Source organism: Streptomyces sp. NPDC015127, from assembly GCF_043080095.1.
Taxonomy (GTDB): domain Bacteria; phylum Actinomycetota; class Actinomycetes; order Streptomycetales; family Streptomycetaceae; genus Streptomyces.
In genome coordinates, this window is the sequence record NZ_JBIBVE010000001.1 from 628,153 (window position 1) to 640,612 (window position 12,460).

General features: G+C 70.5%; 11 protein-coding genes. All 11 read left to right on the forward strand.

Annotation, left to right across the window (positions count from 1 at the left end; all coding sequences use genetic code 11):
* The first annotated feature begins 1 nt into the window (after position 1).
* The 11 genes from ACF08N_RS02675 (at position 2) to ACF08N_RS02725 (ending at position 12,369) form a co-directional block, all read left to right on the forward strand.
* Positions 2–1,270 carry an MCE family protein gene (locus tag ACF08N_RS02675; RefSeq protein ID WP_392322716.1) on the forward strand — a complete coding sequence of 423 codons (1,269 nt, stop codon included), beginning with the start codon at positions 2–4 and terminating at the stop codon, positions 1,268–1,270.
* The gene (locus tag ACF08N_RS02680) at positions 1,267–2,304 is read left to right on the forward strand and encodes an MCE family protein (RefSeq protein WP_392322717.1); all 1,038 of its coding nucleotides are present in this window, start codon (positions 1,267–1,269) and stop codon (positions 2,302–2,304) included. The genes ACF08N_RS02675 and ACF08N_RS02680 overlap by 4 nt, the downstream gene beginning before the upstream one ends.
* Positions 2,301–3,305, forward strand: coding sequence for an MCE family protein (locus ACF08N_RS02685; protein ID WP_392322718.1), 1,005 nt, complete (start codon positions 2,301–2,303; stop codon positions 3,303–3,305). The genes ACF08N_RS02680 and ACF08N_RS02685 overlap by 4 nt, the downstream gene beginning before the upstream one ends.
* The gene (locus tag ACF08N_RS02690) at positions 3,302–4,459 is read left to right on the forward strand and encodes an MCE family protein (protein WP_392322719.1); all 1,158 of its coding nucleotides are present in this window, start codon (positions 3,302–3,304) and stop codon (positions 4,457–4,459) included. Before ACF08N_RS02685 ends, ACF08N_RS02690 begins: the two co-directional genes overlap by 4 nt.
* Positions 4,456–5,748 (forward strand): MCE family protein, encoded by a 1,293-nt coding sequence (locus ACF08N_RS02695; protein ID WP_392322720.1) that lies wholly within the window; start codon positions 4,456–4,458, stop codon positions 5,746–5,748. The genes ACF08N_RS02690 and ACF08N_RS02695 overlap by 4 nt, the downstream gene beginning before the upstream one ends.
* Positions 5,745–7,019, forward strand: a complete 1,275-nt coding sequence (locus tag ACF08N_RS02700; protein WP_392322721.1) for an MCE family protein — start codon at positions 5,745–5,747, stop codon at positions 7,017–7,019. The genes ACF08N_RS02695 and ACF08N_RS02700 overlap by 4 nt, the downstream gene beginning before the upstream one ends.
* On the forward strand, positions 7,016–7,759 hold the full coding sequence (locus tag ACF08N_RS02705; protein ID WP_392322722.1) for a hypothetical protein: 744 nt from the start codon (positions 7,016–7,018) through the stop codon (positions 7,757–7,759). The genes ACF08N_RS02700 and ACF08N_RS02705 overlap by 4 nt, the downstream gene beginning before the upstream one ends.
* Positions 7,760–7,805: 46 nt before the next feature.
* A complete protein-coding gene (locus ACF08N_RS02710) occupies positions 7,806–8,591 on the forward strand; it encodes a hypothetical protein (RefSeq protein ID WP_392322723.1) in 786 nt (261 codons plus the stop codon).
* Positions 8,592–8,781: 190 nt separating this feature from the next.
* Positions 8,782–9,621 carry a TIM barrel protein gene (locus ACF08N_RS02715; RefSeq protein ID WP_392322724.1) on the forward strand — a complete coding sequence of 280 codons (840 nt, stop codon included), beginning with the start codon at positions 8,782–8,784 and terminating at the stop codon, positions 9,619–9,621.
* 33 nt (positions 9,622–9,654) lie between these two features.
* A complete protein-coding gene (locus ACF08N_RS02720; protein ID WP_392322725.1) occupies positions 9,655–10,569 on the forward strand; it encodes a 2-hydroxy-3-oxopropionate reductase in 915 nt (304 codons plus the stop codon).
* Positions 10,570–10,911: 342 nt separating this feature from the next.
* Positions 10,912–12,369 (forward strand): catalase, encoded by a 1,458-nt coding sequence (locus ACF08N_RS02725; RefSeq protein ID WP_392322726.1) that lies wholly within the window; start codon positions 10,912–10,914, stop codon positions 12,367–12,369.
* Positions 12,370–12,460: the final 91 nt, after the last annotated feature.

The following is a 12,460-nucleotide window of genomic DNA, read 5'->3' on the forward strand; positions in this document are numbered from 1 at the left end:
GATGAGCATCGAAAGAGGCGCCGCGGCACGCAGTGGCAGGCTGCGGCTGTACGGCATCGTGTTCCTCGCCGTCATCGCCCTGCTGCTGTCGCTTTCCGTGGCCGCGTACCAGCAGGTGTTCACCTCGGTGGTGCGCATCACGCTCGAGGCCGACACGCTCGGCAATCAGCTCGACCCGCGGGCCGACGTGAAGCTGCGCGGACTGCTCGTCGGCGAGGTGCGCGAGGTGCGGGCCGACGGCGAGAAGGCGACGCTCGACATCGCTCTGAAGCCCGAGCACGTCGAACGGATCCCGGCCGATGTGCAGGCACGGCTGCTGCCGAAAACGCTCTTCGGTGAGAAGTTCGTCGATCTGGTGGCGCCGCCCGGCTCGTCCGGCCGGCACATCCGGGCCGGTGACGTGATCACCCAGGACCGCACCAGGGCCGGCATCGAGGTGCAGCACCTGATGAACGACCTGCTCCCGCTGCTGCGCACCGTGCGGCCCGCGGATCTCAACGCCACACTGCACGCGTTCTCCACCGCGCTGGAAGGGCGCGGGGACCGCATCGGCGACAACCTGGTCCGGCTGGAGCGCTATCTGCGCAAGCTCAACCCCCATATGCCGTCCATGCAGGAGGACATCTCCCGCTTCGCCGATGTCGCCGAGGTCTACGGGGACGCGGCACCGGACCTGATGAACATCTTGCGCAACTCCGTCACCACGAGCCGCACGATCGTGGAGAAGCGCGAGCAGCTGGCCGCCGCCCTGACGGGAACGGCGAAGGTCGCGGGCACGGCGGAGAAGTTCTTCGACGACAACGGGGAGCGGCTGATCACCCTGGGCCGTGTCTCCCGCCCCACCCTCGACCTGTTCGCCCGCTACTCGCCCGAGTACCCGTGTCTCCTGGAGGGCCTCGAGCGCCAGACCAGGGAGTCGGAGAAGGCGTTCAGGGGCGGCGAGATGCGTATCACCCTCGAATTCGTCCATCCGCGACCCGCGTACCGACCCGGTGAGGAACCGCGCTATGCCGATCGCTCCGGCCCCAACTGCAGAAGCCTCCCCAACCCTTCCGTGCCGTCGGGACACACCAAGCTCGACGACGGTACGAAGGATGTCGCTGCCGGCGGCCCGCCCGGAGCCGGGCCGGTCTCGGCGACGGCGGCCGAGCAGCGGGCCGTCGGCTCGCTGGTCGCGCCGGTCCTCGGGGTGCCTGCCGACCGGGTGCCCGCGGTGGCGACGCTGCTCTTCGGGCCCATGGCACGCGGGACGGCGGTGAGTGTGGCATGAAGGCTTCACGGGCCACCGCGACCGCGGCACCGCTGGTCAAGTTCCTTCTCTTCGGCGTGGTGACGATCCTGGCGACGACGCTGCTCGCGGCGACGATCGTCAACCTCTCCTTCACCCCGGAGCACACCTACCGTGCGGTGTTCAGCGATGTCACCAGCCTGGAGGAGGGCGACGACATCCGCGTCGCGGGAGTGCGGGTCGGCGAGGTCGAGGACATCCGCATCAAGGACCGCACCCTGGCGGAGGTGACCTTCACCGTCTCCCACGACCGGCCGCTGCTGACCAGCACCGGTGCGGTCATCCGCTACCGGAGCCTGGTCGGCCAGCGCTATGTGGCGCTCACCGAGGGCGCGGGCGACGGGACGAGGCTGAAGCCGGGCGGGACGATCCCGCTGGCGCGGACGCAGCCGGCGCTCGACCTCAACGCGCTGCTGGGCGGCTTCAAGCCGCTGTTCGCCGCGCTCAGCCCGAAGGACGTCAACCAGCTCGCGACCGAGATCATCAAGACGCTGCAGGGCGAGGGCGGAACGGTCAACAGCCTGCTCGCGCACACCGCGTCCCTGACCACGACCCTCGCCGACCGGGACGAGCTGATCGGATCGGTGATCGACAACCTGAACACCACGCTGCAGACCCTCGACAAGCGCGGCGCGCGGTTCTCCGGGCTGCTCAAGCAGCTGCAGCGGCTGATCTCCGGACTGTCCGCCGACCGCAAGCCGATCGGGTCCTCGCTGGAGAACATCGGCTCGCTGACCGAGGCGACCTCCGGTCTGCTCGAGGACGCCCGGCCGCCGCTGAAGGGCGACATCGCCGAGCTGAGGGACCTCACCAAGACGCTGAACGACAACGAGAAGACCGTGGAGGGCGTGCTGAAGCGGCTGCCGAACAAGCTCAACAAGCTGACGGGGACCGCCTCGTACGGTTCCTGGTTCAACTTCTACCTCTGTGACTTCGACGGCCGGATCGTGCTGCCGAAGACCCGAGAGGTGATCACTCCGGAGCTGCACGTGGCACGGGCGAGGTGCGGCGGATGACGACACGGCTCCTGCCCAGGCTCGGCCCGTTCCGCGACAGGAACCCGGTGGTGATCGGCGCGGTCGGTCTCACCACGCTCGCCCTGCTGGCGACGGCCGCGTTCAACGCCGACGACCTGCCGGTCATCGGCAGCGGCGACACCTACAGCGCCGCGTTCTCGGAGGCCGGCGGGCTCAAGCCCGGTGACGAGGTGCGCATCGCCGGGGTCAAGGTCGGCAAGGTCGACGAGGTCGATCTCGACGGCGACCATGTGAAGGTCGTCTTCCGCGTCAAGGGAGACCCGAAGTTCGGCACGAGGACCGGCGCGGCCATCCGGATCAAGACGATCCTGGGCGCGAAGTACCTGGCCCTGCAGCCGAAGGGGTCCGGACAGCTGCGGCCTGGCAGCGAGATCCCGCTGGAGCGCACGACCCCGGCGTACGACGTCGTCCAGGCGTTCAGTGATCTGACGACCACCAGCGAAAAGGTCGACACCGAGCAGCTGGCGAAGGCCCTGGACACCATCTCGACGACCTTCGAGGACTCGCCGGAGGAGGTACGCGCCTCGATCAAGGGACTGTCGAAGATCTCGAAGACGGTGGCCTCGCGTGACGAGGACCTGCGCGAGCTGCTGAAGCACTCCAACTCGGTCACCAAGGTGCTCGCGGAACGCTCCGGTGAGTTCACCAGCCTGGTGAAGGACGGCGACGCACTCTTCAAGGAGATATCCCGTCGCCGGGCGGCCATCCATGCGCTGCTCAAGAGTTCGGCGGCGCTCGGCATCCAGCTGTCGGGCCTCGTCAAGGACAACGAGAAGGAGATAGGCCCGGCGCTCAAAGGGCTGAACCAGGTGGTGCGGATGCTGGAGCGCAACCAGGCCAGTCTCGACCGCAGCGTCGCCCTGCTCGCCCCGTACGTGCGGGTCTTCACCAACACCCTCGGCAACGGCCGCTGGTTCGACAGCTACATCCAGAACATGGTCGCCGCACCGGTGGTCCCCCGGACAGGAGGGTCGCGATGAAGGGCCGCATCCGCTTCAACCCGAAGGGCCGTACGGCCCGGCTGACGGCCGCCGCCGTCGCCACGGCGCTGCTGGTCTGCGCCGCGGTCGTGCTGTGGCCGCGCGAGGAACCGGTGCGCGTCACGGCGTACTTCCCGCGCACGGTGGGCATCTACCCGGGCTCCGACGTGCGGGTGCTCGGCGTACGCGTCGGTGAGGTCACCGAGATCGTCCCCGAGGGCGGCCGGGTGCGCGTGGAGCTCGAGTACGAGCCTGGGCGCAGGATCCCGGCCGATGCCCAGGCCGCCATCATCAACTCCTCGGTCGTCAGCGACCGTTACGTACAGATGCTGCCGGTGTACAAGGGCGGGCCCGTGATGCGCGACGGCGCGGTGATCCCCCAGAGCCGCACGGCGGTGCCGGTGGAGCTGGACCGGGTCTTCGACAGCCTGCACACGACGGCCGAGGCGCTCGGTCCGAAGGGTGCCAACAAGGACGGCTCGCTCTCGCGGCTGCTGGGGGTGAGCGCCGACAATCTGGACGGCCAGGGCGAACAGATGCACCAGACTGTGGAGGACCTGTCCCTCGCGGTCACCACGCTGTCCGACGGCCGGCAGGACCTGTTCGGCACCGTACGCAATCTGCAGGTGTTCACCGCGGCGCTCGCCGCCGACGACAAGAGCGTGCGGTCGTTCAACGACAGTCTCGCCGCGGTCGCCGATCAGCTCGCCGGGGAGCGCAAGGACCTCGCGGCGGCTCTCAAGCATCTGGGAGTGGCGCTCGGGGACGTGTCGAGGTTCGTGAAGAACAACAAGAAGGCGCTGACCGAGGACGTGAAGGGACTCAGCAAGGTCACCAAGGTGCTGGTCACCCAGCGGGCGGCGCTGGCGGAGCTGATGGAGGTCGCGCCCACCGGCCTGTCGAACCTCCAGAACGCGTACAACCCCTCGTCCGGCACCCTCGACACCCGCAACAACCCCGACCATCCGCAGGACCCGGCGGCGCTGCTGTGCTCGCTGCTGAAGACCACCGGCGACGCCGGGGGCAAGAACCCCGACTGCGCTGAGTTGGACAAGCTGTTCGACTCGCTGCCCAAGGTGCCGGCCTCCGGCCCCGTGTCGGGCACCGGCCAGGTCGACCGGACGCTCGGCGGAATCCTGGAGGCACGCGCATGAGTGCACCCCGCAGGCGCAGGGCCGTGGCCCTGGTGACGGCCATGGGCTCCGTGCTGCTCACCGGCTGCGACTTCAACGGCCTGTACGACGTGAACCTGCCCGGCGGCGCGGCCGCCGACGGCAACGCCTACCAGGTGACGGCCGACTTCAGGGACGTCCTCGACCTGGTCCCGCAGTCGGCGGTCAAGGTCAACAACGTCACCGTGGGCGCGGTCGAGAAGGTGGAACTGGTCGGCTGGCACGCCCGGGTGCGGCTGCGTATCGCCGACGATGTGAAGCTGCCCGGTAACGCGATCGCCGAGCTGCGGCAGACCAGCATGCTCGGGGAGAAGTACGTGGCCCTCTCCCCGCCGGTGGGCGTCGAACCCAGCGGGCGGCTCACCGACGGTGCGCGCATCCCGCTGTCGCGCACCGGGCGCAACCCCGAGATCGAGGAGGTGCTCTCCGCCCTCTCCGCGCTGCTGAACGGCGGCGGTGTGGCGCAGCTCAAGACGATCACCGTGGAGCTGAACAAGGCGCTGGAGGGCCGGGAGAACCGGGTCAAGGACCTGCTCGGCGAGCTGGACACGTTCATCGGCGGGCTCGACGAGCAGCGCAAGGAGATCGTCCGGGCGCTCAAGGGCATCGACCGGCTGGCGAAGCGGCTGGCCGCGGAGAAGAAGACGATCGCGCAGGCCGTGGACACGATGCCCGGCGCGCTGAAGGTACTGGCCGACCAGCGCCGCAATCTGACGACGATGCTGACCTCGCTCTCGGAGCTGGGGAAGACGGGCACCAAGGTGATCAACACCTCCCGCGCGGACACGGTGGCCAACCTCAAGAGCCTGCAGCCGATCCTGCAGGAGCTGAACAAGGCCGGCAGCGATCTCCCCAATTCGCTGGAGCTCCTGACGACCTATCCCTTCCCACGGAACGCGACCGGCGCCATCAAGGGCGACTATGTCAACCTCAAGATCACCGCGGACCTGGACCTCGCGAGCATCTACGGCAACCTCGCGGAGGAACCGAAGAAGCCCGGCACCCCGCAGGAGCCCGAGCTGCCGGAGATTCCCGGCGTGCCCGAGGTGCCGGGCCTGCCGCAAGCGCCTCTGCCGACCGGGCCCCCCTCGGTCCCCGGCGCCCCGACGCCGGGCGCTCCTCCGCCCCCCGGCGGCGACGGACCGCTGTGTCCGCCGGTGTGCACCGGCAGCCACGCCTCCTACGAGGGCGCGTCCGGCGACGAACGCCGGCTGCCCGCGGGGATCGATCTGGCACTGGCCGAGCTGATGCTGAAGGGGATGCAGCCGTGATCACACGAACGGTCAGGGCCCAGTTGATCGCCTTCTCCGCGGTCACCGCCGTGGGGTGCTCCTACGTCGGCGCCCAATACACCGGCCTGGTGGACAGCCTGCTGGACCGCGGATACACCGTGCGGGCCGACTTCGCCGACTCCGGCGGCATCTTCCAGGGCGCCGAGGTCACCTACCGGGGCGTTCCGGTGGGCCAGGTCGGTGACCTGCGGCTCGCGGGTGCGGACGGCGTCTCGGTGGCGCTGGACATCGAGGACGGGACCCGGATACCGGCGGACACGCTGGCCGTGGTGGCCAACCGGTCCGCGGTCGGCGAGCAGTACGTCGATCTCCAGCCGCGCCGCTCCAGCGGCCCGTATCTGCAGGAGGGAAGCGAGATCCCGCGCGCCGACACCCGGGTCCCGCTGCCCACGACGGCGCCCATCCTCAGCCTGGACCGGCTGGTGAACTCGGTCGGCAAGGACGATCTGCGGGTCACGGTCGACGAACTCGGCAAGGCCTTCGCCGGCACCGGCCCGCATCTGAGCAAGCTGGTGGACTCCGGAAACCAGCTGGTCGAGTCGGCCTCGCAGAACCTGCCCGAGACGATCTCGCTCATCGAGGACTCGCGGGTGGTGCTGAAGACCCAGAGCGACAAGGGGTCGGCGATCACGTCGTTCTCCCGCGACCTGGCCGCGCTGACCGCGGAGCTGAAGGCGCGTGACGGCGATCTGCGGCGACTGGTCGGCAACAGCGCCCCGGCGGCGCAGGAGGTCGACTCGCTGCTGAAGTCCAACGAGACGCATCTGCCGGTGCTGCTCTCCAATCTGATCAGCGGCGGCCAGGTCACCGTGGCCCGCCTGCCCGGCGTGGAGCAGGCGCTGGTGACGTTCCCGGTGATCGTCGCCGGCAGCTACACCGTGATCCCCGGGGACGGCACCACCCACTTCGGCATGGTCGTGAACGCCGACGACCCGCCGCCGTGCCGCCAGGGTTACGGCACCCAGCGGCGCGACCCGGCGGACACCTCTCAGCGGCCCGCCAACACCGGGGCACGCTGCACCGAGCCGCGCGGCAGCGGTACCTCGGTGCGTGGCGCCCAGAACGCGCCCGGCGCTTCCTCGGGGCCGGGCGGCGCGCGGCAGGCGGCGCACGTCACCCCGTACGACCCGGAGACCGGCACCCTCGCCGGGCCGGGCGGCACGCTCGTCGAGATCGGTTCGACGGGCGGCGAACAGAGCACGTTCGGAAAGGACTCGTGGCAATGGCTGCTCGTGGGACCGATGGCATGACCGACAACGCCACGGCGGCGCGGAGCGCGCAGGGCGCGCGGGAGACGGCGTCGGATCCGGGCGTCCCCGAGGACGGGACGCTCCTGTCGGCCGCCCAGGATGCCGGGGACACCGGCGCACTGGGCGGGCAGGACGACGCCGACGCCGCACACGAGGCGGACGACGCGCCCCGGGACACACGCGCACACGACGCGGACGACGCCCCCAGGGGCGAAGGCGGTGGCGCGTGGCGGCGGCTGCGTGGGGCCGTCGGGCGGGGAGCGCGGACGCGGTGGACGGCCGTGGGGCTCGCCGTCGCGACCGTCGCCGTGACGGCGGTCAGCGGCTGGCTGTGCGTGCAGGTGTACGAGCAGCGTGCCGAGGGCCGGCGGCACCAGGACATCCTGGCCGCCGCCCGCCAGTCGGCGCTGAACTTCACGTCGCTCGACTACCGGCACTACGAGCGCGACAGCGCGAACGTGCTCAAGGGGGCCACCGGCGACTTCAAGGAGCAGTTCGCCGCCCAGACCGCCGAGTTGACGAAGCTCGTCGCCGCGAACAAGTCGGTGTCGCAGGGCCAGGTGCTGGAGGCGGGCATCGCCCGGGCGGACGAGCGGTCGGCCCGGGTGCTCGTGGTCGCCGACAGCAAGGTGACCAACACCGCAGCGCCCGAGGGGCAGGCCCGCACCTACCGGCTGCAGCTCGACCTGGTGCTCGAGGGCGGCCGCTGGCTGACGTCCAACGTCGAGTTCGTCGGCTGACCGCCCCCGACGCCCACCCGTACCACCAGCAGTGAGGAGCAGGACCATGGCGAATCCGACGACCCGGGGGCGCGGCGCCGCGTCGGCGGGGCAGCGCACGATGGCCGCCGCCGCGCGGGCGGCGGCCAAGAGGACCGAGCGCGTCAGGGCCGGAGCGCCGGGCTCCTCGGACGGTCCGCGCGGTTCGGGCCTCGCGGCGGCGTCCCGTGCGGTGCCGCTGGAGGAGGTTCCCGCAGAGGCCCCGGACGACGTCTCGCAGGCCCGCAGGCCCGAGGAGCAGCACGTCGGACGGGTGCTGGTGGCCGCCGATACCGCGCGGGGCCGCCGGGTCACTCGCGGGAGAGTGTCCGCCGTGCTGGCCGTGCTGCTGGTGGCGGCCCTGGTCGCGGCCGGTGTGCTGGGCCGGGAGTACGCCCTCGGCCGGGGTACCGACGCCGCCCGCACCGAGGCCCTGGCGGCGGCCCGCAAGGCGGCTCCGGTGGTCCTGTCGTACGACCACCGGCGGCTGGACAAGGATTTCGCGGCGGCCCGCACGTGGCTGACCGGCTCGTTCCGCGACGAGTACGGCAGGACCACGAAGACGGTGGTGGCGCCGACGGCGACGAAGTACCGCGGGACCGTCAAGGCGTCGGTGGTGCGCCCGCCGGACGGCGGCGCCCCGGCCGCGTCGGTGGTGTCGGCGTCGCCGGACAAGGTGGTCGTCCTGCTGTTCGTGAACCAGGTCACCACCAGCACCCAGGTGACGGGCTCGCGCGTCGACCTGAACCGGGTGCGGATGACGATGACGCGTACGGACGCCGGCTGGAAGGTGAGCGCCGTAGACGCCCTCTGAGGCTCTCCGAGAGCCGTATCCTCCCCTTCCCGCGCCTCCGGGCCGGGACGGCAGCAGCCCCGCCGGGCCGCGCCGTCCCAGCTCGGAGGCGCTTTTTTGCGTCCGCGTCTTGACAGCTCAGGGCACCGCTCGACAGAATTCCATTAAGCAGAAAGAAACTTCCGCAATACGGAAGGAGCGCACAGCCCTCATGGGATACGCGGACCAGCGCTTCGATGTGAACCTCTCGATCCTCTTCACGGAACTCCCGCTTCTGGAGCGTCCCGCGGCAGCCGCCGCGGCGGGCTTCACGGCGGTCGAGCTGTGGTGGCCCTGGATCGAGACCCCCACCCCGCCCCAGGCGGAGCTCGACGCCCTCAAGAAGGCGCTCGACGACGCCGGCACCCAGCTGGTGGGCCTGAACTTCTACGCCGGGCAGCTGCCGGGCCCCGACCGCGGCGCGCTCTCCGTGCCGGGTGAGGAGTCCGACCGCTTCCGGGCCAACATCGAGGTGGCCGCCGACTTCGCCGCCTCGGTGGGCTGCAAGGCGCTCAACGCGCTCTACGGCAACCGTGTCGACGGCGTCGACCCGCAGATCCAGGACACCCTCGCCCTCGAGAACCTGGTCCTCGCGGCCCGCGCGGCCGACCGTATCGGCGCGATCCTCCTCGTCGAGACCCTGAACAAGCCGGAGTCGCCGCTCTACCCGCTGGTGAGCGCGCCCGCCGCGATCGAGGTCGTCGACAAGGTGAACGCGGCGACGGGCCTCGGCAACGCCAAGTTCCTCCTGGACATCTACCACCTGTCCATGAACGGCGAGGACGTCTCGCAGGTCATCGCGGCCTACGCCGACAGGACCGGCCACGTCCAGATCGCCGACAACCCGGGCCGCGGCGCGCCGGGCACCGGCTCACTCCCGCTGGAGCAGCTCCTCGACGAGCTGAAGAAGGCCGGTTACGAGGGCTGGGTCGGCCTGGAGTACAAGGCCGGCGACCGCCCGAGCGCCGAGTCGTTCGACTGGCTGCCCGCGGCGGCCCGAGCGGCCAACTGACTTACTTGCAAGCGTTTTGAGAGAGGTACCCTCATGAGCACTCTTACCGATTCCTCCCGCGCCACCCGCCCGGCGGTTGCCTGGATCGGGCTCGGCATCATGGGCTCCCCCATGTCCGAGAACCTGCTGAAGGCCGGATACCAGGTCACCGGCTTCACGCTGGAGCAGGACAAGCTGGACCGCCTCGCCGCGGCCGGCGGCACCGCGGCCTCCTCGATCGCCGACGCGGTCCGTGACGCGGACGTGGTGATCACCATGGTCCCGGCGTCGCCCCAGGTCGAGGCCATCGCCTACGGCCCCGACGGCATCCTGGAGAACGCCAAGCAGGGCGCGCTGCTGATCGACATGTCGTCGATCACGCCGCAGACCTCGGTCGACCTCGCGAAGGCCGCCGCCGACAAGGGCATCCGCGTGCTCGACGCCCCGGTCTCCGGCGGCGAGGCGGGCGCCATCGAGGCGGTGCTCTCGATCATGGTCGGCGGTGACCAGGCGGACTTCGAGACCGCCAAGCCGATCCTGGAGGCCCTCGGCAAGACCATCGTGCTGTGCGGCCCGCACGGGTCCGGCCAGACGGTGAAGGCGGCCAACCAGCTGATCGTCGCGGTCAACATCCAGGCGTGCGCCGAGGCCGTGGTCTTCCTGGAGAAGTCCGGCGTGGACCTGACGGCCGCGCTCGACGTCCTCAACGGCGGTCTGGCCGGCTCGACCGTGCTGACCCGCAAGAAGGACAACTTCCTGAACCGGGACTTCAAGCCCGGCTTCCGGATCGACCTCCACCACAAGGACATGGGCATCGTCACCGATGCCGCCCGCAACGTGGGCGCCGCCCTGCCGGTCGGCGCGGTCGTGGCCCAGCTGGTCGCCTCCCTGCGCGCCCAGGGCGACGGCGGCCTGGACCACTCGGCCCTGCTGCGCGCCGTCGAGCGCCTCTCGGGCTCCCAGGTCTGACGAGCGGCCCCGGCCGCCCCGTAGGCCCCGGGTCCACCCCGTGGTCGGCCACCACCGGCAGAAGCCACCAAGGCCCCTGCCCAGGCCGACCACGGCCCCTTAGACCCCGGGCCCACCCCATGGTCGGCCACCGCCGCAGCAACCACCGAGGCCCCTGCCCAGGCGGGCCACGGCCCCATGAACCCCGGTCGGTGTCGGCGCTGACACCTGTCCTGTCGCGCCCAGGCGCCGGCACCGGCCGGAACACCCTCCTTCAATTTCAACAAACTGTTGACGTGAGGTCGGGAGCGTCCTTACGCTCCTCGCACCGCCAGCAGCTCCCGTACGTATCGGAAGGTCACGATGTCGAAGCGCGTGCTTACGACCGAGTCCGGCGCCCCGGTCGCCGACAACCAGAACTCCGCCACCGCCGGCGTCGGTGGCCCGCTGCTCCTGCAGGACCAGCACCTGCTGGAGAAGCTCGCCCGCTTCAACCGTGAGCGCATCCCGGAGCGCGTGGTCCACGCCCGCGGCAGCGGCGCGTACGGCTACTTCGAGGTGACCGACGACGTCACCGGCTGGACGAAGGCCGACTTCCTCTCCGAGGTGGGCAAGCGCACCGAGACCTTCCTGCGGTTCTCGACCGTGGCGGACTCGCTCGGCGGCGCGGACGCGGTCCGCGACCCGCGCGGCTTCGCGGTGAAGTTCTACACCGAGGAGGGCAACTACGACCTCGTCGGCAACAACACCCCGGTGTTCTTCATCAAGGACCCGATCAAGTTCCCCGACTTCATCCACTCGCAGAAGCGCGACCCCTTCACGGCCCGTCAGGAGCCGGACAACGTCTGGGACTTCTGGGCGCACGCACCCGAGGCCACGCACCAGGTGACCTGGCTGATGGGCGACCGCGGCATCCCCGCCTCGTACCGTCACATGAACGGCTACGGTTCCCACACCTACCAGTGGACCAACGAAGCGGGCGAGGCCTTCTTCGTGAAGTACCACTTCAAGACCAACCAGGGCATCCGCTGCCTGTCCTCCGACCAGGCGGCCGAGCTGGTCGGCAAGGACGCCAACTCGCACCAGACGGACCTGCTGCAGGCCATCGAGCGCGGTGTGAACCCCTCGTGGACCCTTTACGTCCAGGTCATGCCGGCGGCCGAGGCGGCGGACTACCGCTTCAACCCGTTCGACCTGACCAAGGTGTGGCCGCACAGCGACTACCCGCTGCAGCGCGTGGGCCGTCTGGTCCTCGACCGCAACCCGGACAACGTGTTCGCCGAGGTCGAGCAGGCCGCGTTCTCCCCGAACAACTTCGTGCCCGGTATCGGCCCCTCGCCGGACAAGATGCTCCAGGGCCGTCTCTTCGCCTACGCGGACGCCCACCGCTACCGGCTCGGTGTGAACCACACCCAGCTGCCGGTGAACGCACCCAAGGCGACGGTCGCGGACAACTACCGCCGCGACGGCTTCATGGCCACCCGCAACGGCTCGCGCCACGACAAGAACTACGAGCCCAACTCGTACGCGGGCCCAGCCCAGAGCGACGCGGCGCTGTCCGCCCCGCTGGCCGTCACCGGCTGGACCGGCACCCACGCGGCGCCCGCCCACGTCAAGGACGACGACTTCTTCCAGGCCGGTGAGCTCTACCGCCTGATGTCGGAGGACGAGAAGCAGCGCCTGGTCGCGAACATCGCCGGCGGCCTGTCCCAGGTCACCCGCGACGACGTGGTCGAGAAGAACCTGGCCCACTTCCACGCCGCCGACGCCGACTACGGCAAGCGCGTGGAGGAGGCGGTCCGCGCCCTGCGCGAGGACTAGTCACAGACGGCGCACCGCGGCCGACGTCATGTCGGCTGCGGTGCGCGGTCCGGACCGGTGGCCCGGATGAGGGGTGGCCACCGGTGCGGAC